The sequence below is a fragment of the Nisaea denitrificans DSM 18348 genome (genome assembly GCF_000426505.1).
Taxonomy (GTDB): domain Bacteria; phylum Pseudomonadota; class Alphaproteobacteria; order Thalassobaculales; family Thalassobaculaceae; genus Nisaea; species Nisaea denitrificans.
The window spans coordinates 1,499,783-1,520,705 of the sequence record NZ_AUFM01000011.1; the positions used below are offsets into that span (position 1 = coordinate 1,499,783).

Annotated in this window: 22 protein-coding genes; 9 read left to right on the top strand and 13 right to left on the bottom strand. The window is 60.6% G+C overall.

Features of this window, described 5'->3' with window-relative positions; genetic code table 11:
- Positions 1-9: 9 nt before the first annotated feature.
- From K328_RS0108055 to K328_RS23035, 4 genes are all read right to left on the bottom strand, one after another.
- On the bottom strand, positions 10-1,260 hold the full coding sequence (locus K328_RS0108055) for a TIGR04372 family glycosyltransferase (RefSeq protein ID WP_028465546.1): 1,251 nt from the start codon (positions 1,258-1,260) through the stop codon (positions 10-12).
- 4 nt (positions 1,261-1,264) lie between these two features.
- Positions 1,265-2,182, bottom strand: coding sequence for a heme-dependent oxidative N-demethylase family protein (locus K328_RS0108060; RefSeq protein WP_028465547.1), 918 nt, complete (start codon positions 2,180-2,182; stop codon positions 1,265-1,267).
- Between the two features lie 6 nt (positions 2,183-2,188).
- On the bottom strand, positions 2,189-2,938 hold the full coding sequence (locus tag K328_RS0108065) for an FKBP-type peptidyl-prolyl cis-trans isomerase (RefSeq protein WP_028465548.1): 750 nt from the start codon (positions 2,936-2,938) through the stop codon (positions 2,189-2,191).
- A gap of 81 nt (positions 2,939-3,019) precedes the next feature.
- Positions 3,020-3,709: a tetratricopeptide repeat protein gene (locus tag K328_RS23035; protein ID WP_051284637.1), complete on the bottom strand. Its 690-nt coding sequence runs from the start codon at positions 3,707-3,709 to the stop codon at positions 3,020-3,022.
- Between the two features lie 533 nt (positions 3,710-4,242).
- On the opposite strand from K328_RS23035, the gene K328_RS0108075 reads away from it, so the two are divergent.
- The 4 genes from K328_RS0108075 (at position 4,243) to K328_RS0108090 (ending at position 6,506) form a co-directional block, all read left to right on the top strand.
- A complete protein-coding gene (locus tag K328_RS0108075) occupies positions 4,243-4,737 on the top strand; it encodes a GNAT family N-acetyltransferase (RefSeq protein ID WP_028465549.1) in 495 nt (164 codons plus the stop codon).
- 72 nt (positions 4,738-4,809) lie between these two features.
- Positions 4,810-5,766 carry an agmatinase gene (speB, locus tag K328_RS0108080; protein WP_028465550.1) on the top strand — a complete coding sequence of 319 codons (957 nt, stop codon included), beginning with the start codon at positions 4,810-4,812 and terminating at the stop codon, positions 5,764-5,766.
- A 95-nt stretch (positions 5,767-5,861) separates the two neighbouring features.
- The gene (locus K328_RS27150; RefSeq protein ID WP_028465551.1) at positions 5,862-6,104 is read left to right on the top strand and encodes a type II toxin-antitoxin system RelE family toxin; all 243 of its coding nucleotides are present in this window, start codon (positions 5,862-5,864) and stop codon (positions 6,102-6,104) included.
- Positions 6,105-6,116: 12 nt separating this feature from the next.
- Positions 6,117-6,506, top strand: a complete 390-nt coding sequence (locus K328_RS0108090) for a helix-turn-helix domain-containing protein (RefSeq protein WP_028465552.1) — start codon at positions 6,117-6,119, stop codon at positions 6,504-6,506.
- A gap of 65 nt (positions 6,507-6,571) precedes the next feature.
- Here the strand turns inward: K328_RS0108090 and K328_RS0108095 are convergent, their stop codons facing one another.
- From K328_RS0108095 to K328_RS23040, 7 genes are all read right to left on the bottom strand, one after another.
- The gene (locus K328_RS0108095) at positions 6,572-7,717 is read right to left on the bottom strand and encodes an iron-containing alcohol dehydrogenase (protein WP_028465553.1); all 1,146 of its coding nucleotides are present in this window, start codon (positions 7,715-7,717) and stop codon (positions 6,572-6,574) included.
- Positions 7,718-7,722: 5 nt separating this feature from the next.
- Complete coding sequence (locus K328_RS0108100) at positions 7,723-9,105, bottom strand: aldehyde dehydrogenase family protein (RefSeq protein ID WP_028465554.1); 1,383 nt, start codon at positions 9,103-9,105, stop codon at positions 7,723-7,725.
- 7 nt (positions 9,106-9,112) lie between these two features.
- Complete coding sequence (locus K328_RS0108105) at positions 9,113-10,480, bottom strand: glutamine synthetase family protein (protein ID WP_028465555.1); 1,368 nt, start codon at positions 10,478-10,480, stop codon at positions 9,113-9,115.
- Positions 10,481-10,637: 157 nt separating this feature from the next.
- Positions 10,638-11,693 (bottom strand): TRAP transporter substrate-binding protein, encoded by a 1,056-nt coding sequence (locus tag K328_RS0108110; protein ID WP_028465556.1) that lies wholly within the window; start codon positions 11,691-11,693, stop codon positions 10,638-10,640.
- Positions 11,694-11,835: 142 nt separating this feature from the next.
- Positions 11,836-13,161: a TRAP transporter large permease gene (locus K328_RS0108115; protein WP_028465557.1), complete on the bottom strand. Its 1,326-nt coding sequence runs from the start codon at positions 13,159-13,161 to the stop codon at positions 11,836-11,838.
- On the bottom strand, positions 13,161-13,667 hold the full coding sequence (locus tag K328_RS0108120; protein ID WP_028465558.1) for a TRAP transporter small permease subunit: 507 nt from the start codon (positions 13,665-13,667) through the stop codon (positions 13,161-13,163). The genes K328_RS0108115 and K328_RS0108120 overlap by 1 nt, the downstream gene beginning before the upstream one ends.
- On the bottom strand, positions 13,660-14,502 hold the full coding sequence (locus K328_RS23040; RefSeq protein WP_205620595.1) for an N-formylglutamate amidohydrolase: 843 nt from the start codon (positions 14,500-14,502) through the stop codon (positions 13,660-13,662). Before K328_RS23040 ends, K328_RS0108120 begins: the two co-directional genes overlap by 8 nt.
- A gap of 149 nt (positions 14,503-14,651) precedes the next feature.
- On the opposite strand from K328_RS23040, the gene K328_RS0108130 reads away from it, so the two are divergent.
- Positions 14,652-15,527, top strand: a complete 876-nt coding sequence (locus tag K328_RS0108130; protein ID WP_028465559.1) for a MurR/RpiR family transcriptional regulator — start codon at positions 14,652-14,654, stop codon at positions 15,525-15,527.
- Between the two features lie 11 nt (positions 15,528-15,538).
- Here K328_RS0108130 and K328_RS0108135 read toward each other — a convergent pair whose 3' ends face one another.
- Positions 15,539-16,576, bottom strand: a complete 1,038-nt coding sequence (locus tag K328_RS0108135) for a glycosyltransferase (RefSeq protein ID WP_028465560.1) — start codon at positions 16,574-16,576, stop codon at positions 15,539-15,541.
- A gap of 90 nt (positions 16,577-16,666) precedes the next feature.
- Here K328_RS0108135 and K328_RS23045 point away from each other — a divergent pair, with 90 nt between their 5' ends.
- A complete protein-coding gene (locus K328_RS23045; RefSeq protein WP_051284639.1) occupies positions 16,667-17,686 on the top strand; it encodes a glycosyltransferase family 9 protein in 1,020 nt (339 codons plus the stop codon).
- Between the two features lie 53 nt (positions 17,687-17,739).
- Here the strand turns inward: K328_RS23045 and K328_RS0108145 are convergent, their stop codons facing one another.
- On the bottom strand, positions 17,740-18,096 hold the full coding sequence (locus K328_RS0108145) for a PilZ domain-containing protein (RefSeq protein ID WP_028465561.1): 357 nt from the start codon (positions 18,094-18,096) through the stop codon (positions 17,740-17,742).
- A gap of 187 nt (positions 18,097-18,283) precedes the next feature.
- On the opposite strand from K328_RS0108145, the gene K328_RS23050 reads away from it, so the two are divergent.
- From K328_RS23050 to K328_RS0108160, 3 genes are all read left to right on the top strand, one after another.
- A complete protein-coding gene (locus K328_RS23050; RefSeq protein ID WP_036553253.1) occupies positions 18,284-19,081 on the top strand; it encodes an ABC transporter ATP-binding protein in 798 nt (265 codons plus the stop codon).
- 132 nt (positions 19,082-19,213) lie between these two features.
- On the top strand, positions 19,214-20,134 hold the full coding sequence (locus K328_RS0108155) for a sulfite exporter TauE/SafE family protein (protein ID WP_028465562.1): 921 nt from the start codon (positions 19,214-19,216) through the stop codon (positions 20,132-20,134).
- A 4-nt stretch (positions 20,135-20,138) separates the two neighbouring features.
- The gene (locus tag K328_RS0108160; RefSeq protein WP_028465563.1) at positions 20,139-20,903 is read left to right on the top strand and encodes a TIGR02186 family protein; all 765 of its coding nucleotides are present in this window, start codon (positions 20,139-20,141) and stop codon (positions 20,901-20,903) included.
- The last annotated feature ends 20 nt before the right edge of the window (positions 20,904-20,923 follow it).

Sequence of the window (20,923 nt, forward strand, 5' to 3'; positions counted from 1 at the left end):
ACGGTTCCGTCACGCAAGAAACCACGGATTGAGCCCGGCCCAATTTGCCGAAAGCGTGCCCATGCTATGGGCGTAGGCATAGACGTCGTTGCCCTGGAAACGGGCTATTTCGTTTTCCCGAATCTGGTCTTCGTAGCTTTTGCTCATCGCAACGAACCGCGCGTTGGCAGCGTCATCCGACGCCGTCCCACCGTTAAGCCGGGCATGCATTTCCTGCACCGCCGCCAGCATATCCTCCGCGGAACAATCCTCGGCCCGGAAGCCATGTTCGGCATACCAGTCCTGATCCGGCAAGGGTCCTGAGATCAGCCTGTTGGGCAGCATGAATTCCAGTTGCTCCGCGTACGACAGCGGCGAGGTGCTGTCGCCGCGATAAAGCGGCTTGAAGAGGAAAATATCGCTATCGAGGTGATGACTCATCACCGTCGGCAGGAGGTTGGTATTGACGCTCGGACGCCCGAACGCGCGAGCCAGGGCTTCCGGGCCGGACTGGCAGTTCAGCGAGAAATGGCAGGTAGCCATCAAATAAATGTCGAGAAAGTCCTCGGCGCGCGGATCATGGGGCAGATCGATCACTTTTCCGGATGGATGGGTGAACGCGGCGGAATTCGCTCCTCCCAAACGGAAAACTGTGTATCCGGCCTCGACAAGCCAATCGACGGCCGGACGGAAGTTTGCGGGGTCAACCGTGCGCAGCTTCCCGTAGGGCGCGCTGCCGGCATCATGAGCGTAGCCTTCCTCCCGCATATGCAGGGTGACGTAAGGGCTGCCCGGCTCCAGACCGATGCTTGAGAGCCAGCGTTCCCCCGCCGCACGCATTTCATCGTCGAGCTTGAGATGCACCAGCGGCTTCCGCGCCGCCCGATGCTGCGTATAGGCACGGTAGAATTTATGGGTATGCACAAGGCAGAGATCGAACGGCCCCATCCGGACGATTCCCCGGTCGAGATCCCGCAGCAGCAGCAAAGGCGCATGCTGGGTTTCCGCCATGCCGAAATCCCGGGCCAGCAGATCGTAGAGCGGGCGCTTCATCGTCGGAACGGCACGGGGCGATGTCAGCAGCACGATCCGGTCGTATTCGGGGCCGTAGAGCGAGGCGAGATAGTGCGGCTCCGGCGCCAGGTGGCCGATCGCGTCCGCATAGGGCATCGGGTAGACCAGCGTCCGGGCACCGTCCTTCAGATGCGGCTCCAACGCGCGGCCAAGGAGTGTCAGCGTCTCCGGCTTGCGCAACTCGGCAAGCAGGGTTTCGGTATCCATCCGGTCAGGCAGCCCGTTCCATCAGATTTCCAAGGTATCCGTCCAGCGCCTCGCGGAACGGCAGCAGACTCTTGTAGCGCTGCATACCCTCCGGCATGTCCGCGACGGCGCCGCGCAGGCCCATGGCGAGATCCGGCCGCGCCTCAAGCGAGGAAAGCGGATCGACGAAGGTCCGGATGGTGAACAGGATATCGCCGGATTCCGGCAGCCGTCGCAAGGTCTGCCGTTCGACCCGGAGCCAGAGCCGGTCACCCGCATTCTCCGGCGTGATCTCAACCTGATGATCATTCCGGTACTTGCCGCTGGTCTGAAACAAGGCCGGATCGTCGATAACGGACCAATTGAGCCGCACCACCGGTTTGTCGGCCTTGAGGTGGGTAAAGAACCGGTCGACCGGCTTTCCCAGCTTTTCGGCATAGCCGGAGACATGTTCATGGATGCCCATCATCGGCTGGCCGAGTTTCTCGCCCAGTACCCAGCGCGCCGGAAAACAGAGTGAGGCGGCGTGCAGCACGTAGCCCTCCTCGCCCGGTGTCATCAGGCATAGATCCTCCTGCACCAGACGGCCGGCAAGATCGAGGGCATGATCGGTAAAATCACTGAGAGAATAGGACTTTCCGGTCTCTGGCACCCGGACCGTCCCTTCTTCGAAGCTGATCAGACCGGGATGACAGCGCTCCAGATTATCCAGCAGCAGCATCAGCACTTCGCGCTGGGCGGCTTCGCTCCCTGGCAGATCGCCGAATACCGCATCGTGCTGGCCGGCTAGCAACCGCTCTTTCTCTCGCAACTCCACCGCGCGGTTCTGATCGACATCGAACCAGTCCTTCAGGTCGAGCGCGACCAGCCCCATGGCCATCTGGAACTTACCGCTGGCATAGGGCGCAAACCGTGGCGCCTTGGTCTCCGTGATCGCATTCATCGCAGCTTACTTTTCCACCGGGTTACCGGCTTCTATCCAGTTATTCATGCCAGTCGCGTGATTATAGACCTTCGCATAACCGGCCTGGTCGGCCATGGCGCGTGCCAGCGCGAGGGAGCGCCGGCCGCTTCGGCAGATCAGCACGACTTCGGCATCCTTTTCGATCAGTGCGCCGAGCGCATCCGGGAAGCTCGGGACAAACTGTCCGTTTCTGTCGAATGCTGTCAGCCGTTTCACACCTTTGATCGTTCCCGTCTCCTCCCATTCTTCGGGCCGCCTGATATCGAGAACGCTCACGCCCCTCTGCATCAGGCTCTTCAGCTCGTCATTTCCGATTGCCTTGAACTTTGGTGCCGAGACCGAGATCAACTCCACCTCAAACCTCAGGGGCGCATTCGGCGGGATCACACCGCCTGCCCCGCGTGCGCCATAAGCAAGTTTGGAAGGAATGACCAGCTCACGCTTGCCGCCGACCTTCATGCCGACAACACCTTGGTCCCACCCCTGAATCACACGACCGGCGCCGAGGGTGAAGGTGAAGGGTTGATTGCGATCGTGGCTAGAGTCGAACTTGGTCCCGTCCAGCAGCCACCCCGTATAATGCACCGTCACCGATGCGTTCTCGGTTGCTGTCGTTCCAGTTCCCGGGACCATATCGAGAACTGTCAATCTATCCGGAGGGGATTCGTCACTCGCTCGCGCTGGCTGCCAGCTCAAGGCAAATGCCGCAATGGCGACTGCAATGAATTTCATCATCGGATCGATCCTCATACAAAAAAGGTCGGGCATCAGGGTAATGGGACCTGCGGGCGAGTCCAACCGAAGCCAGGCGGATTTCTATTCGGGCAGCGTCATGCGCCAGGATTCGGCGCGCTTCAAGGCTTCCGCCTGGCCCTTGTCTTCGAGCGCGCCACGGACGGCATGCATGGCTGGCGCAACACTTTCGGCATCCGCACGCTCCGCCAGGATGAGCCATTTCAAGGACTCAACGAGATCCTGTTCCACCCCGTCGCCCCTGGCATAGAGAATGCCGAGCGGCAGGAAAGCCTGCCGGACGCCCTTGCCTGCGGAGATTTCATAGAGCCGGGCCGCTTCCTCCGGATCGCGCGCGCCGCCCGCCCCGGTTTCCAGCATGACCGCGTAATTGAATTCGGCTTCGCGAAGCCCCGCTTCGGCAGCGGTACCGAACCATTTCCGTGCCTCAGCGAGAGATCGTTCAACGCCCTGGCCTATCTGGTAGAGCACCCCAAGACGATATTGAGCGAGCGCGTAACCACCTTCAGCCGCTTTCTTGTAAAGCTCGACGGCCTGCGCCTTGTCCGCATCGCGCCGGCTGCCCTGCGCACCGCGCTCCAGGGCCAGCCCATAATAGAACTGCGCCTTGGCGTCGCCAGCTTCCGCCTGCGCGCGGTACCAGTCCATGGCTTCGCCATAGGTCTGACGCTTGCTGTCCGCCGCGAGGGACGGAGCGGAACACAGACTGAGGAACGCGCATGCTGCGAGGAGAGGCGGGAGTACCCGTTTCAAGGAATTTTCCGTCAAATCAGGGGATGCGAACGCCGTTACGGCGAAAGGGGCCCGGTCCCGGCGTTCGGACGCGGCGCCGGCCCCTCATATCCGACAAGGCGGTTCGCTTCCGAGCCATCAAGGGGCTGAGTGTAGCAATTAACCTTCCCGATTGTCCTGTAGCAGTAGCGGGGTTCCGGCGCAGGAGCCAGTTCCGGTTGCGCGCGCGCACTGGTTTCGAACGGCAAGTTGGCACATGCCGAAACAAAGAAACAAACCAGCAGTATCAGCGTTCGTACCGCCACCAAAGTATCCAATGGTTGGTCAAGTCACTCTGAATGTGACTTTTTTACCCGTATTTGGCAATTGAAAAGCGGAAAGGACGAAGATCTGTCGCATCCCGTCCGCTCAACTATTTATGAAGGGTCCGTAAATTGTCTCCGGAACGCTGCGGGGGATATCGATTATGAAGCCGGACTGGCCTCGCTCGCAAAAGGGCGCCGGTGATCGGTCAACATCCGGACGGCGGGATTTTTAGTGTCTGTGAGGACCCGATGCCTGAAAACATTTCCATGAACTTCCGGGATGCCCAACCCGACGACGTGAAGACGATCCTCGCATTGGTGAGCGCCGCCTATGCGAAATGGATCCCCGTCATCGGCCGGGAGCCGAAACCGATGAACGCCGATTATGAAAAAGCCTTACGGCAGCATGATTTTGCGTTGCTCTGTATCGGAGAGGAGATCGCCGGGCTGATCGAGACAATGACGCGCGACGATCATATCTGGATCGAAAACGTCGCCGTGTCCCCGGCGCAACAGGGAATGGGGCTGGGCCGGCGGCTTCTCCAACATGCCGAAGAGATCGCCAAACGGTCAGGCCGAACCAAACTCTCCCTGCTGACAAACGCGGATTTCAAAGCGAACGTCACGTTCTACGAGAAGGTTGGATACGTCACCACTTCGACGGAACCCTTCATGGGCGGTACGGCGGTCTACATGACCAAGATACTTGAAGGCGACGCTCAAAGCCCGACAGAGACCGACTAACCATTGCACCGCGGGGCATAATCGCCTGCAATGCCCTCACCTCTCATCGTCTCAACCCGCCGGGAACATCTCATGTCATCGCACGGATACGAAACGGGCCGTCTCAACCTGCCTTTCGTCGGCATCGCAACCTTCGGAAAATATCCCTACCAGCAGGACTGGGACGCCATCGAGGCGGATGTCGCGGTGCTTGGCGCGCCGTTCGACTTCGGCACCCAGTTCCGTCCTGGCGCCCGTTTCGGCCCGCGCAGCATCCGGGAGGCTTCCACCCTCTTCTCCTTCGGCCATGGGGGTGCCTACGATCATGAGGACGACATCACCTACCTGCCGTCGGAGACGACGCGGATTGTCGATCTGGGAGATGCGGATATCATCCATACGGACACGGAGCAGAGCCATGCCAATATCGAGTTCGGCGTGCGCAAGATCCTGGCAGCCGGGGCGATCCCAGTGGTGCTGGGAGGCGATCACTCGGTGAACATCCCCTGCATCAACGCCTTCTCAGATGAGGAACCAGTGCATCTGGTGCAGATCGACGCCCATCTCGATTTCGTCGATGAGCGGCACGGTGTGCGTTCAGGCCATGGCAACCCGATGCGGCGCGCGGCGGAAAAGCCCTACGTCTCCGGCCTCAGCCAGATCGGCATTCGCAACGTGTCATCGACCGCGCGAGAGGGATACGAAGACGCCCGCTCCATGGGCTCGGACATCCTCTCCGTCCGCCAGTTCCGCAAGCTCGGCGTCGAGGGTGTGCTGGAGCGCATCCCGGCCGGAAAACGCTATTACGTCACCATCGATATCGACGGCTTCGACCCCTCCATCGCCCCCGGCACCGGTACCCCGAGCCATGGCGGGTTTACCTATTACGAGGGACTGGAGCTGCTGGACGGACTAACCAAGCGCGGAGCTGTGGTCGGCGTCGATCTGGTAGAGGTCGCTCCGGATTATGACCACTCCGGCAGCACAACGACGCTGGCGGCGCAGTTGTTACTGAACTTCATCGGCCGGATTTTGCATCACCGTAAGTGAATTCCAAACCTAGTCGGCCAAAACACTCTCAAAACCACTCATATACCGAATAGCGATACCGGCAATAACGCCAATCGCATTTAACGATATCGGTCATGAGAAAAGTCCAGTACACTGCCACCGCGCTGAAGCAAATGAGGAAACTGGCGCCGGAAACCCGAGAGCGGCTCCGGTCCAAAATCTCCGAATTTGCCGAGACAGGAAAAGGCGACGTCACGGCAATGCAGGGCGAGCCCGTATTCCGGCTCAGGGTTGGCGATTACCGTGTTGTCTTCAGCGATGGCCCAGCCGGCATTTCAATTTTGCGAGCCGGGCATCGCCGCGAAATTTATCGGTAGGACATCGTCAATATGAGCACAATCCAGATCATCACCTCACCGTCCGGCGAGCAAATGGTCGTCCTCTCCAAGGAGGAATTCGACCTGATGGCTGCCAATCAATTCGATGAGGATGCGGAAACCTTGCGCATCTATCGGGAATCCATGGCCGCCATCGAACGCGGCGACGATATCGCCTTGCCGGAAGCGACCTGGGATCGGCTGGAAGAGCGTGAAAGCCCCGTCCGCGTGCTGCGGGAATTCCGCTCCATGACCCAGAAGGAACTGGCCGAAACCGCCGGGATATCCCAGAGCTATCTTTCCGAAATCGAACGCGGCACGCGCGAGGGAACGCTCAGCACGATCAAGGCGCTCGCCAAGGCGCTCGCCGTACCGCTGACAGTACTGACCGAGGATTACTGACCGCAAAAGGAAAAAGGGCGAGCCCGAAAGCCCGCCCCTTTCCTATTCATTATTCGTTCAATTCGTCAGATCGACTGCTTGAACAGTTCCGTCAGGTTCTTGACCGTCAGTTCCACCGGGTTGCCGCCGCAGCTCGGGTCATCGATGGCCATGGCGGCCAGCTCGTCGATCCGGTCGGTGCCGACGCCGAGGGCGGACATCTTGTCGGGGATCGCGAGGTCCTCGCGCAGCTTCAGGACATAATCGAAGAAGCCGTCAAAGCCGCCGGAGATGCCGAGATAGGCAGACGCTTGGGTCAGCCTGTCCTCGATGGCCGGGCGGTTGAAGCGCAGCACCGGAGGCATGACCACGGCGTTGGTAGTGCCGTGGTGGGTATTGTAGACGGCGCCCAGCGGGTGGGACAGCGCGTGGATAGCACCGAGGCCCTTCTGGAAAGCCGTGGCGCCCATGGCGGCCGCGCTCATCATGTGGGCGCGGGCTTCAAGGTCGGAGCCGTCCGCATAGGCGCGCGGCAGATACTCTTTCACCAGCCGCAGGCCTTCGAGCGCAATGCCTTGGCTCATCGGGTGGTAATGCGGGCTGCAGAAGGCTTCCAGGCAATGGGCGAAGGCGTCCATGCCGGTGCCGGCCGTGATCGGCTTCGGCATGCCGACGGTCAGCTCCGGATCGCAGATCACCACGCTCGGCAGAACCTTCGGATGGAAGATGATCTTCTTCACGTGGGTTTCCGAATTGGTCAGCACACTGGCGCGGCCAACTTCGGAGCCGGTGCCCGCCGTGGTCGGCACGGCGACGTTCGGATAGATCGCGTCGGCGTTGGCGCGGGTCCACCAGTCGCCAATATCCTCGTAATCCCAGACCGAGCCTTTCTGGTCCGCCATAAAGGCAACCATCTTGCCGAGATCGAGGCCGGAGCCGCCGCCAAAGGCGATGACGCCGTCATGATTGCCGTCCTTGAAAACCTTGATACCGGCTTCGAGATTTTTCTCGTTCGGGTTCGGATCGACCGCCGAGAACATGGCCCGGCCGAGCCCGGCGGCTTCCATCAGATCCAGCGTCTTCGCGGTGATAGGCAGGCTGGCCAGCCCCTTGTCCGTCACCAGCAGCGGACGCTTGATGCCGGCGGCGGCACAGGCCTCACCGATTTCGGCAATACGTCCGGCACCGAAGCGGATCGCGGTCGGGTAGCTCCAGTTGGCTTTGATGCTCATGGCACTCAGGCTTTCTTAAGATGGTATGATTTTGGACGGGTCAGGTTCTGGAAACCGATGACGGACAGCGCGCCGCCACGGCCGGTATCCTTGCAGCCGGTCCAGCACAGGCCGGGATCGAGATAGTCGGCGCGGTTCATGAAGACGGTGCCGGTCTCGAGCTGCGCGCCAATGGCGGCCGCCCGGTCGGTGTCTTTCGTCCAGAGCGATGCGGTCAGGCCGAAATCGCTGTCGTTCATCAGCCGGATCGCTTCCGCGTCATCACTGACCTTCATGATGCCGACGACCGGGCCGAAGCTCTCCTCCCGCATCACCCGCATCTCGTGGTTCACGCCGGTCAGGATCTGCGGCATCAGATAGGCGCCGCCGTCATCTTCCGGGAACTGTTTCGGGTCGATCAACGGTGTCGCGCCGAGGGCGACGGCCTCCTTGGTTTGCTCACGGACCAGAGCGGCGAAGCGCTTGTGCGCCATCGGGCCGAGCGTCGTGGCCTCTTCCATCGGGTTGCCGAGCTTGTAGCCTGAGACGATGGCGACCGCTTTCTCGATGAAAGCGTCATAGAGGCTCTCATGCACATAGATGCGCTCGATGCCGCAGCAGCACTGGCCGGAATTGAACATGGCGCCGTCGATCAGCGTATCGACTGCTGCATCGAGATCGGCGTCTTCCGTCACATAGCCCGGATCCTTGCCGCCAAGCTCAAGACCAAGCCCGGTGAAAGTTCCCGCCGCCGCCCGTTCGATGGCACGGCCGCCACCGACGGAGCCGGTGAAGTTGATGAAATCGAACTCGCGGGTGCCGATCAGCGCTTCTGTCGTGCCGTGATCAAGGAAGAGATTGACGAAGAGCCCCTTCGGCAGCCCCGCTTCCTCGAAGGCGCGGACCATACGCTCACCGACCAGCAGGGTCTGCGTCGCATGCTTCAGCGCCACCGCATTACCGGCGATCAGTGCCGGTGCGACGGTGTTGATGGCCGTCATGTAGGGATAGTTCCAGGGCGCAATGACGAAGACCAGACCGTGCGGCTCCCGCATGATGCGGCGCTCGAATTTGTCCGAATTCTCCACCACGATCGGCGCCAGCGCCGTCTCGGCAATATCGGCCATGTAGGAGGCGCGCTCGTTGGTGCCGCCGAACTCGCCGCCATAGCGCACCGGGCGGCCCATCATGTGGGCCAGCTCCGGCACCATCTCGGCCTGCATCTCGCCGAGCCGGGCAACCCCGGCGCGGACGGTTGCAACCCGGTCGGCCAGCGGCCGCGCGGCCCAGTCGCGCTGAGCGTCACGCGCCGCCGAGAGGATCTCGCGCGCCGCCGCCGGCTCGATCACCGGACGTTCCGCGAAGACGGAGCCGTCGATCGGCGAAATACACTGAAGCATCTTGGTCATTGAAGTGTCAGGCCCTTTCAAACCCGCGATTGACTTCCCAGTCAGTGACGCGGCGGTCATATTCCACCTGCTCCCAGCGGGCGGCATGGAGATAATGGTCGATCACTTCGTCGCCGAAGGCCGACCGCAGCATTTTAGATCCCTCAAGCGCGGCGGTTGCGGCACGCAGCGTCGCGGGGACCTCCGGGACGTTCGTCCCGCCATAGGCATCGCCCTTGAATTCGGGCTCCAGTGCCATTTTCTTCTCGATCCCGTCAATGCCCGCCGCGAGTAGCGCAGCCATGGCAAGATAGGGATTGAGATCGGAGCCGCCGATCCGGCACTCAACGCGCACCGCCTTGGTGCCGTCGCCGCAAACCCGGAAACCGGCCGTGCGGTTATCCATGGACCAGACCGATTTGGTCGGCGCAAAGGTGCCCGCCACGAAGCGCTTGTAGGAATTGATGTAGGGCGCGAGGAAATAGGTCATCTCCTCGGCATGCGCCAACAGACCTGCGACATAGTTCTGCATCAGCTCCGACATGCCGTATTTGGCGTCCGGGTCGAAGAACAGCGGCGTGCCGTCGAGCGACCAGAGAGACTGGTGCACGTGCGAGGAATTGCCCGCATAGTCGTAGTGCCATTTCGCAAGGAAGCTGATCGCGTGGCCCTTGGCCCAGGCGATTTCCTTGCAGCCGTTTTTGATCAGAACATGCCGGTCCGCCATGGTCAGCGCCTCGGCATAGCGGACATTGATCTCTTCCTGGCCCGCGTCGGCCTCGCCCTTGGAATTCTCCACCGGGATGTCTGCGCCGTGCAGACCGTTGCGGATGGCCCGCATCACTCCTTCTTCCTTGGTGGTCTGGAAGATGTGGTAATCCTCGTTATAAGGGCTGATGACATCGAGGTTGCGATAGCCTTGGGCGTGCGCTTCCTCGAAGCTCTGCTTGAAGAGGAAGAATTCCAGCTCGGTGGCCATGAAGGCCTTCATACCCATCGCTTCCAGCCGGGCGACCTGCTTCTTCAAGATCGCGCGCGGCGAATGCGGAACTTCCTCGTGCGTGTGATGGTCGAGCATGTCGCAAAGCACCAGCGCCGTGCCTTCCAGCCAGGGAATGCGGCGCAGCGTGGAGAGGTCCGGCTTCATCGTGTAGTCGCCGTAGCCCGCTTCCCAGCTGGTCGATTTGAAACCCTCGACCGTATTCATCTCCATGTCAGTCGCCTGGAGATAGTTGCAGCTGTGGGTTTCCTTGTAAGCACTTTCGCAGAAAAACTCGGCATGGAAGCGCTTGCCCATAAGCCGGCCCTGCATGTCGATCTGTGCCGCGAGTACGGTGTCGATTTCGCCGCTCGCGACCGCCGCGCGCAGTTCCTCAAGGGTGAGTTTGCCTGCCATGCCGATAACCCATCATTCCTGTGTTCGGGGATGATCCCGGTGAGTGTCATCTGTCAGCGTCCAGGCCGGAAGGCCCGCGACGAGATCCGGCCGCCGTCTTCCCCTCCCGGGGTATCAGGCGGCCGGTATTCGTAACTCCCGAAAAGGGAGTCAGGTCTTAGCTATACCGGTACGGCTTGCCGGCCTTTTTCATATCCGCCGCATATTGCTTGAAGATCTCGACCACCTTCTTCGTCCGCGGCGTCCGGTCGGCAATTTCCTCCCAGAACTTCTCGGCCTCGTTCTCGACGGTCTTCCACTCGGCATCGTCGATGGAGGTCAGCTTCAGCTTGGTGCCATGGACACGCAGCTTGGCTTCACCGCCCCAATACCAGTGCTGGCGGTAATAGTGCGAGCTGTCCATGCAAAGACGGAACAGCGTCTTCAGATGCTCCGGCAGCTCGTCCCAGCGTTCGGAATTGGCGAAGTAGGAACCGCACCAGGCGCCGGAAATGTTGTTGGTCAGGAAGTAGTTGGTCACATCCGCCCAGCCGACGGTGTAATCCTCGGTGATGCCTGACCAGGCGATACCGTCGAGCTCGCCGGTCTGCACCGCGACCTCGATGTCTTCCCACGGCAGGGTGACCGGCACCACGCCGAAGCGGGACAGGAACTTGCCTGCGGTCGGGAAGGTGAAGATCCGCTTGCCCTTCAGGTCGTCCAGCTTGTTGATCGGGTCGACCGTGTTGAAGTGGCACGGATCCCAAGCACCGGCACTGAGCCAGGTCACGCCGTCGACCTCTCCATAGGCTTCTTCCCAGATCTCCTTCAGGCCGTACTGCTCGAACAGCACCGGCACATCGAGGCTGTAGCGGGTGGCGAACGGGAAATAACCACCGAACACCGAGATATCGACCGGAGCCGCGATGGAATCGTCATCGCTCTGCACCGCGTCGATGGTGCCGCGCTGCATCGCACGGAACAGCTCGCCCGTCGGGACCAGCTGGTCGGCGAAGTAGAGCTCAATTTCCATCTCACCGTTGGCGACCTTGTTGAAGGCGTCGATGGACGGCTTGATCACGTGCTCGGCAAGGGCCGGGCCCGCATAGGTCTGCAGGCGCCACTTGATGGTCTTGTTGGTGGCGGCCTGAACGTAAGGCGCACTCAATGTCGTTGCGCCGGCCCCCGCCGTCGCGACGGCAGCCGTCTTCAGAAAATCGCGTCTGTTTTTCATCTCACCAATTTCCCTCTTTGATGGGGTTCATTTGAACCCGTTGCCCCGATGCGGCGGCTGAAAACAACCGTCGCATCTCCCTGTTGCGGCGCTTCGCGCCTTCCTTCCCCGTTTTATTTTCTTTTGCATCACGTCCTGACTGCTAACGACCATAGAAGGTCTTCGGCAACCAAAGCGCGATCTCAGGGAAGATCATGACCAGAATGAGCGCCAATGTCATGACCAGCACGAAGGGGCCGATGGACCGGTAGATGTCCGACAGCGTTACCTCCGGCGGCGCCATGGCGCGCATCAGGAAGAGATTGTAGCCAAAAGGCGGCGTCATATAGGCGATCTGGCAGGTGATCGTGTAGAGCACGCCATACCAGACCAGATCGAAGCCCAGCAGCTTCACCAGCGGCACATAGAGCGGCGCGACGATGACCAGCATTGCGGTGTCGTCCAGAAACATGCCCATCAGGATGAAGGACAGCTGCATCAGGATCAGGACTTCCCACGGGCTGAGGCCGAGCTTGCCGATAAAGAAGCCCTCGATGGCTTTCACCGCGCCCAAGCCGTCGAATACCGAGCCGAAACAGAGCGCGGCCAGGATGATCCACATGAACATGCAACTGATGCCGAGCGTCTTGCGCAGGGTCTCTTCCATGACATGTGCGGTCAGGCGACGCTTTACCAAAGCAGCCACGGTCGCTGCGGTGGCGCCGACGGCGGCGCTCTCGACCAGAGACGTGACCCCCATCAGGAACAGGCCGGTCATGGAGAAAAAGATGAACAGCGGCAGGATGCCGGCCTGCAACAGCCGGAATTTCTCCGCCCAGCTGATCTCTTCGCGCTCTTCCTTGCTGAGGGACGGGCCGAGGTTCGGCTGAAACCAGCAGCGGATGACGATATAGGCGATGAACATACCCGCCATCATCAGGCCCGGGAGCGCACCGGCGAGCCAGAGCTGGCTGACCGGCTGACGGGCGATCATGCCATAGAGCACGAGCACAACACTTGGCGGCACCAGAATGCCGAGAGAACTGCCCGCCTGGATCACCCCAGTCACCATGATCTTGTCATAGCCGCGCCGGAGCAACTCCGGCAGCGCGATGCTGGCGCCGATGGCCATGCCCGCGACCGACAGGCCGTTCATGGCGGAAACCGCGACCATCAGCAGGATCGTGCCAATCGCAAGACCGCCGTTCAACGGCCCCATCCAGACATGGAACATCCGGTAGAGGTCGTCGGCAATCCGCGACTCCGACAGCATGTAGCCCATATAGACGAACAGCGGCAGGGTCAGCAGCGGGTACCATTTCATCAGCTTCATGGCCGCACTGAAGGCCATTTCGGAGCCGCCATCGCCCCACATCAAAAGCGCTGCGGCAGAGGCGACGAAACCGATAGCCCCGAAGACCCGCTGCCCCGTCAGGAGCAACAGCATCATCGAGGAGAACATCAGGAGGGCGATCAGCTCATAGCTCATCAGAGCTCCTCCCCGCGTGCGGCGGCAATGTCCTTGAAGAGTGTCGCCAGTGCCTGCAAGAGCATCATGAAGACGCCGAAGGTCATGACGATTTTCACCGGCGCCATATAGGGCGCCCAGGCCGAGTAGCTCTGCTCGCCATACTGGATTGCGTAGGAGGTCGAGGAATAGCCGCCATAGAGCAACAGGCAGAGATAGAAGATCAGGAAAAGAACCGTAATCGAGTCGACCAGAGACCGGGTGCGCGGCTTCCAGGTCGAGTAAAGCAGATCCATCCGCACATGATCGCCAAGCTGCATGGAATAGCTGCCGCCGAGCAGATAATAGGCCACCATCAGGAACTGGGCAGTCTCAAGGGTCCAGTGCGCGGGCAGGAATACGGTTTTTGAGAAGGACGAATAGAGCAGCACGCCCAACATCGCGAAGATCAGATACATCGCGCACCGGCCAATGGCCCGGTTCACCTTCTCCACATACCTGACATAGAGCCGTATCGCTTTAGGCATCCCCGACCTCTTGCGTCTTGTGAAGGACTGGATCCCCGCCTGCAATTCCGGCAGACCCGGTGCAGCGGCCGATCGCATCCCCGATCACGTCCGAAAAAACCTGCGCCATCGCCGTCTGCTCAGACGGCCCGCGGATCACATCGTTGCGGATTTCGATCATCACATTGAGCAGGCCGCGCGGCAGCGCATGCCTCTGCAATGTGTGCGTTACCCCATCCACCGGACCGTAAGGCTCGTTCCGCCGCACATCCAGGCCTCCGAAAGCCTCGGCCCTTTCGAGCATGGCTTCGGCAAGCCGGGCATCCTCGTCATGCAGGATGCCGATCTCGAACGGGCGCCGGGCACCGTGATAGGTCGGCGTAAAGGAATGAATGGTGACGATTACCGGCGCAGCACCGGCCGCGAGCCGCCGCTCTATGACGGAGCTGACCGCAGCATGGAAAGGGTTGTAGATCCGCTCCACCCGTTCCCACCGCGCTTCATCCGAAAGGTCCTGATTGCCTGGGATCGGGAAGATCTCACTGACGGCCGGCATTGCACTTTCCGCGCTCGGCGGCCGATTGCAGTCATAGACCAGTCGCGAAATTGAGGCGGCCACCAACGGGCAATCCAGTGTCGTCGCGATCACGCTCGCTACCGCCAGAGCACCCGGATCCCAGGCCACATGGCTTTCGCAAACATCCGCTTCGAGGCCGAGATCGTTCAATTCAGGCGGGATAAAATTCGTGGCATGCTCGCAGACAATGATGGCTGGCCCGCGCCCGTTCTCATTGGTTACCCGCACCGGATTGCCCCAAGCGGATGCACCGGACATTGGCTGAGCCGTTGTCGCCACTCGTATTCTCCCTGCCTCTTGCAGGCATCTTTTTCAGCTTTGACCAGCCAGTCAAGATTATTTCTGAAAATTCTTCTTCTCTGATTTTCAGAATGTAGCATTATTTTCAGAGTAAAGAATGGCGCTCAAATGCCGACCGGGAGGATCAAGTGTCGGAAACCTCATCAGGAACCGTCGCGGAACGCATCAGCCGCCTGTTTGAAACGCTTACGCATGCGGAGCGCAAACTGAGCAATGTGATGCTGGAGAATTATCCGGTCTCCGGTCTCGGCACGATCACAGCACTGGCTGAAACGGCGGAGGTATCTGCTCCCACCGTGGCCCGAATGGCCCGGAAGCTGGGATATGGCGGCTTTCCTGAAATGCAGACCGCACTCCGGACCGAGCTGGAAGCAACACTCTCCAGCCCGATCGCCAAGCATGACAGCTGGGCTGCGAACGCACCGGACACCCACATCCTGAACCGGTTCGCCGAGGCGGTAACGGACAACCTGCGCCAGACGCTACAGCAACTGGATCTGGAGGATTTCGATGCGGTGGTCGATCTGCTTTCCGATCCATCCCGCAATATCTATGTCGTCGGCGGCCGTATCAGCCGCTCCATGGCGGACTACCTCTTCACGCATATGCAGGTCATTCGCGACCGGGTGACGCTGATCCCGCCGAATTCGAACACCTGGCCGCACTATGTCCTGAACATGACGGTAGGCGACGTGCTGGTTGCGTTCGATATCCGGCGCTATGAGCACGACACACACCGGCTCGCCGAGATGGCAACCGAACAGGGGGCCCAACTTGTGCTGTTTACGGATCAGTGGGGTTCGCCCGCCGCGAAACATGCAAGCCACGGTTTCCGCGCCCGTATCGAAGCACCGTCAGCCTGGGACAGCTCGGTCGTCATCATGTTCATTCTGGAAGCGCTGATCGCGGCGGTGGAGACAGAGCGCTGGGAAGAAACCCGGAACAGGATGAAGACTCTTGAGCAACTGTTCGACAGGACGAAGCTGTTCCGAAAATTCACATGAAGCCGCGCGTGTTAGCGCCTGAAAGACGAGAGCAGCTCCAGATACTGGCGCACCACCGTGTCCTCACTGAATTTGGCTTCATATTCGGCACGTCCAGCGACAACCAGTGACGCGGCCAGCGCCTTGTCGGCAATCGCTGTTCTCAATTGAGTCGCCAACCCCTCGGCATCCTCAAGATCGGCCAGCAAACCGGTTTCGCCATCGCGGATTAGGTGCACCGGCCCTTCACTCCGGGCGGCGACCACGGGGCGACCCCGCGCCCAGGCTTCGATAACGACATTGCCAAGCCCCTCGACCCGGCTGGAACAGACCAGAACATCCGCAGTGGCCAACAGATCCGCCGTATCGTCACGCCATCCAAGAAAGACAACGCGCGGCATGACCCCGAGCTCTTCTGCAAGCGCCTTCAACGCCGCTTCTTCCGGTCCGGTTCCCGCGATCCAGAGATATGCATCCGGCACCTTGGCAAGAGCACGGATCAGAACGTCAAACGCCTTGTTCCGGTGCAACCGGCCGAGCGCCAGCAACAACGGTGCGTCCTTTGGCGTCCCGAAGACGCCACGGTCAAGAACCGCCCCCGGCTTAGCATCGACGAAATTCGGCAGGTAATGCGCCCGCTCGGACGGCCAGCCCTGGCCGACTATATGGTCGATCAGCCCCGGTGCATTACAGATCAGCTGATCGAAACCGCGATAATACTTGATGTCGTAATAACCACCGATCCGGCCGGCGCGGACATAGTCTCCCGGCGGGGTTTTCGACGCAGCCCGGTTCATCCAGGCGAGCACGACATCAGGCGCGAAAGCCCGAATGTCCTTTCGCAATTGCCAGGGCGTCAGAAAGTCGAGCGCGCCACCAAAGCTCAGTTCTGTGAAATCGACACCGCCTGCCCGCAAAATCTCGGCACGGCGACTATCGCGGCGGATCGCCACGCGCTGCGCCACAGCCATGCTACGCTCAGGCTTCGCCATGGCTGAGGCCAGCCGTTCGAAAAACACTTCGGCGCCGCCGTGGCGCGCGCCCGCCATGGTCTGATAAAGACGGATCATTCAAATATCGGAAAAGCTTGTGACAACGAGGCGCATTGTGGTGTAGCCGGGACCTGACCGCAAGCGCAGCCACTTCGGGAGCCGTGAGACGTGGAAGCTGAAACCGCCGGAGCTAACCCACGCCATATCGGTGGCACGCTCGTCATCCAGCCCCTGCCCGGCATCGGCGATGCGATCTGGCTTTTGCCGCATCTGAAAAGCATCGCCGCGCAAACCAAGGAAAAAACGGTCACCCTGCTGACAAAGAAACGCTCCCTGGCGGATTCCCTGTTCGAGCATATGGAGTGCGTCCGGGACGTACTGTGGCTTGATGACCGCCGGGATCGCGGGCCTTTCGGAGGCTTTCGCCTCGGTGCGGCACTCAAGCCCTACGGTTTCGACACTGTCTGGATCCTGCACTCGTCCCCCCGATACGGGCTGGCGACCTGGCGTGCCGGCATTGGTGAGCGGATCGGGTATGGCATCGGCTGGCAGGACGCGTTTCTGACATCGCAACACAGCCTTTCACGCCTGGCTCGGAAATTCACCGCGATCGAAAAAGCGAACCAGCTTCTGCTGAACCACTCCGTCCCGAAGCTGGAATCGATGCCCGATCTCCCCGTCCCGGAGTTCATGCGCGAGGAGAACTTGCGTCGATTTGCCGATCTGCCCCGCCCCTGGATCAGCTTCATCATCGGAGCCAGTGAGCCCTTCAAACAGTGGGGTGTCGAGAATTTCGGAGCCCTTGCCGACCGCCTGCATCGGGAAACCGGCGGCAGCATTTTTCTGATCGGCGGGCCGGGCGAATCTGATCTTGCGGACCGCCTGCACACCCGCTTCGGGCGGCCGAACTGGATGGTTCCCATGGTGTCCCAGCCGATTCTGGAAACCGCTGCCATCATTGCGGTAACCGACATCGCGGTTGGTAACGACACCGGGGCCCTCAATCTGGCCGCCGCGACAGGAATCCGGTCTGTCGGCCTGTTCGGCGGCTCCGCGCCAATGATGGAAGATACCAGGATCGATGCCATCATGCCGTTCGGAGAATTGCGCTATGGCACCGATCGCATGGCGGATATCAGCCCGGACAGGGTAGCCGACAGGGTCATCTCAACTCTCGCAGCGGACTAGACATCCGCTGCGGCGAGGCTTCGATTGGCCGGCTGAATCGGGATCGCAAGCACTCACTCCGGGCGCGTTTCCTCGCTCAGTTGCTCGTGCATCATCCGGAGCCAGACAGACACCACCGCCCCAGCCTCCGATGAATTGAAACTGATTCGCGAACCGTCGGTATCGTTGCCGATCAGCTGGCCGGTCAGATTGAGTCCGGACTCGGGATGCTTGATCGTCAAATCGGCGCCGGGTTCCGCATCCACCGGCGGTTCCAGCCGGAGACCGCCGACCGAAACATTATCAATGATGCAATTATGCGCCTTGCCGACCACCGTCACCTCAATTGGCGAGGTAACAGGATAGCGTTCGAACTGGCGTCTTTCATCTTTCGAGGAAAGGCCGATGGCCTGCAGGATCGCGTTTAACATGGCTCAGGACTCCTCCGGCAAGAACGCCGAACGTTCAACCAATGATACGCACTCCATTCGATATTTGGAACGTGGTCTGTGCGAAAACATACACCGGAGACATTATTTTCCGTCAACCGGTTAACGGTCGATTTCGAATAAAGCATTCTCTGGCAGAGTACCAATCCAAAAGGACGGATCGAGCATCGTGACGAAACTTAGACTGGAAAACGTCCGGCACCAGTTTGTCGCAAAGGCGGCAGCGGACGCCTTACATGCGGTCGGGCCAGCCAGTTTCTCTCTGTCGGATGGCGAATTCCTGACAATTGTCGGACCGTCAGGATGCGGGAAGTCGACCCTCCTGCGCCTGGTGGCCGGCCTGATAACGTTGCGCGACGGGCATATTACGTTCGATGGCGAGTTAGTGACCGGCCCGAGTCCCGGGCGCGGCATGGTTTTCCAGCAACCCGCTCTTTTCCCCTGGCTCACGGTGGAACGGAATATCGCGTTCGGAGCCCGTTTCCGGTCCCTCTCTCGCGCCCAGGCGTTCGATGTGACCGCGGAGCTGATAAGCGCCGTCGGTCTGGAGGGATTCGAAACCTTCTATCCATCGGCCCTCTCCGGCGGCATGCAGCAACGGGCAGCATTGGCACGCACGCTTGCGGGCGGACCGGATCTGTTGCTGCTGGACGAGCCTTTCGGCGCACTTGACCAGCAAACCCGGGCAAAAATGCAGGTCTGGCTGGCCGGACTTCTGGCGGAACGCGGCATCTCGGCTCTGCTGGTAACGCACGATATCGAGGAAGCCGTGTTCCTTTCCGACCGGGTGCTCGTGATGAGCAACCGGCCGGGGCGCATTCTCAAGGAGATCGACATAGATCTCCCGCGGCCGCGTGCCGCCCGCATCAGAACCGACGCCGGATTTGTCGCCGTGAAGGCCGAGATCGGCGCCGCTCTGGAAAGTGAAAGTGGCGACGAAACAACAGCCGAAACATCGTCCCGCTAAATCATTAGAACCACTACAAACTAGTCATGGCCTCACTGCATACTTTTCTGTTATTAAAGATGGAATCGTTCGGGTGGTTGTGTCTGCCGTCATCCGGTATCTGGTTTATCCCTGACCGTCCCCGCGGGGCCCATGTACATCTACCTGCCCATCGCAGAGATGTCGGTAAACGTCCTCACCATTCTGGCTATGGGCGGCGCCGTCGGCTTCCTCTCCGGCCTTTTTGGTGTCGGCGGCGGGTTCCTCATGACTCCCATTCTGATTTTCATCGGCGTTCCGGCGCCGGTGGCGGTCAGCACCGGCGCCAATCAGATTGTCGCCAGTTCGATCTCCGGAGTCATCGCGCACTGGCGACGCGGCAATCTCGATTTCACCATGGGGTTCGTCCTTCTGGCCGGCGGTATCGTCGGCTCGACCCTGGGCGTCCTGCTGTTCAAGTTTCTGGAGAGTCTCGGCCAGATCGATCTGGTGATTAAGCTCTGCTACGTGGTCTTTCTCGGCGTGATCGGCGGCCTGATGCTGCTGGAAAGCGTCCGCACCATCCTGCAGGTCCGGCAGAGCGGCGGGCGCCGCCGGAAACTGCATCAGCACACCTGGATGCACGGCCTGCCGTTCAAGATCCGCTTCCGCAAATCCAAGCTCTATATCAGCGCCCTGCTACCGCTCGGGATCGGCTGTTTTGTCGGTATCCTTTCCGCCATCATGGGCGTCGGCGGCGGCTTTATCATGGTGCCGGCAATGATCTATATGCTCGGCATGCGCACCTCCATGGTCGTTGGCACATCGCTGCTGCAGATCATTTTCGTAACCGCCAACGTGACCTTTCTGCAGGCCATCTCAACGCAGACCGTCGATGTCGTGCTCGCCATCCTGCTGCTGGTAGGCGCAGTTGTAGGGGCCCAGTTCGGCAGCCAGTTCGCCGTCAAATTGAAAGGTGAACAGCTCCGCGGGTTGCTTGCGCTGATGGTTGTTGCCGTCTGCCTGAAGCTCGCATTCGATCTGGTGGTAACACCGGACGACCTCTATTCCATCGTGGTGTCCCAGGGTGGCTAGGCGCATGAACAGGCTCACAAAGTTAAGCATGCTGCTGCTTGCCGCCCTCGCATTGAATTGTGAAGCCGCCGGCAAGGCCAATGCGCAGGATCTGATCGCCGACCTTTCCAGCCACCGAGTCGATATCACCACGGGTTTTACGGGCGCCGACCTCCTGCTTTTCGGCTCGGTCGATGACGATGGCGATATTGTCGTCACGGTCTCGGGGCCGCGCGAATCGATCACGGTACGACGCAAGGAGCGGGTCGCCGGTATCTGGATGAACACCCGCAGCATGCAGTTCAACAGCGCTCCGAACTTCTACGCTGTCGCAGCCAGCCGGCCACTGGAAGAAATCGCACCGCTCGAAGTCCTGGAACGCCAGCAGATCGGTGCCAGTCATTTGCGGTTGCGCGCGGCCGCGGGCGGCAAAAAACTGTTGCCCGAGGACGAAAATACTTTCCGCACGGCCCTGGTGCGGCGGAAACAGGCACAGGGCCTCTATGCGAGCGAGCCCGGGCGGGTCACGATCATTGCGGGCAAACTGTTTCGCACCCAGGTCCATTTCCCGGCCAATCTGGCAACCGGAACCTACACTGCAGTCGTCTACCTGATCCGCGGGGGCCGTGTCGTCCACGCCCAGACAACACCGTTGCTGGTCGAAAAAGTCGGCGTCGGCGCAGAGGTTTACACTTTCGCGCACGAGCAGTCCGCAATCTATGGACTGGTCGCAATCCTGATCGCCGTCGCCGCGGGCTGGCTTGCCGCCGCAGTTTTCCGTAAAGTCTGAACCCAGTGTCGGCAGAACGG

Excerpts from the sequence above, each read along its gene's own strand:
- K328_RS0108055 (WP_028465546.1), bottom strand. The coding sequence starts at position 1,260 with ATGGATACCGAAACCCTGCTTGCCGAGTTGCGCAAGCCGGAGACGCTG.
- K328_RS0108060 (WP_028465547.1), bottom strand. The coding sequence starts at position 2,182 with ATGAATGCGATCACGGAGACCAAGGCGCCACGGTTTGCGCCCTATGCC.
- K328_RS0108065 (WP_028465548.1), bottom strand. The coding sequence starts at position 2,938 with ATGATGAAATTCATTGCAGTCGCCATTGCGGCATTTGCCTTGAGCTGG.
- K328_RS0108075 (WP_028465549.1), top strand. The coding sequence starts at position 4,243 with ATGCCTGAAAACATTTCCATGAACTTCCGGGATGCCCAACCCGACGAC.
- speB (WP_028465550.1), top strand. The coding sequence starts at position 4,810 with ATGTCATCGCACGGATACGAAACGGGCCGTCTCAACCTGCCTTTCGTC.
- K328_RS27150 (WP_028465551.1), top strand. The coding sequence starts at position 5,862 with ATGAGAAAAGTCCAGTACACTGCCACCGCGCTGAAGCAAATGAGGAAA.
- K328_RS0108090 (WP_028465552.1), top strand. The coding sequence starts at position 6,117 with ATGAGCACAATCCAGATCATCACCTCACCGTCCGGCGAGCAAATGGTC.
- K328_RS0108095 (WP_028465553.1), bottom strand. The coding sequence starts at position 7,717 with ATGAGCATCAAAGCCAACTGGAGCTACCCGACCGCGATCCGCTTCGGT.
- K328_RS0108100 (WP_028465554.1), bottom strand. The coding sequence starts at position 9,105 with ATGACCAAGATGCTTCAGTGTATTTCGCCGATCGACGGCTCCGTCTTC.
- K328_RS0108105 (WP_028465555.1), bottom strand. The coding sequence starts at position 10,480 with ATGGCAGGCAAACTCACCCTTGAGGAACTGCGCGCGGCGGTCGCGAGC.
- K328_RS0108110 (WP_028465556.1), bottom strand. The coding sequence starts at position 11,693 with ATGAAAAACAGACGCGATTTTCTGAAGACGGCTGCCGTCGCGACGGCG.
- K328_RS0108115 (WP_028465557.1), bottom strand. The coding sequence starts at position 13,161 with ATGAGCTATGAGCTGATCGCCCTCCTGATGTTCTCCTCGATGATGCTG.
- K328_RS0108120 (WP_028465558.1), bottom strand. The coding sequence starts at position 13,667 with ATGCCTAAAGCGATACGGCTCTATGTCAGGTATGTGGAGAAGGTGAAC.
- K328_RS0108135 (WP_028465560.1), bottom strand. The coding sequence starts at position 16,576 with ATGATCCGTCTTTATCAGACCATGGCGGGCGCGCGCCACGGCGGCGCC.
- K328_RS0108145 (WP_028465561.1), bottom strand. The coding sequence starts at position 18,096 with ATGTTAAACGCGATCCTGCAGGCCATCGGCCTTTCCTCGAAAGATGAA.
- K328_RS0108155 (WP_028465562.1), top strand. The coding sequence starts at position 19,214 with ATGTACATCTACCTGCCCATCGCAGAGATGTCGGTAAACGTCCTCACC.
- K328_RS0108160 (WP_028465563.1), top strand. The coding sequence starts at position 20,139 with ATGAACAGGCTCACAAAGTTAAGCATGCTGCTGCTTGCCGCCCTCGCA.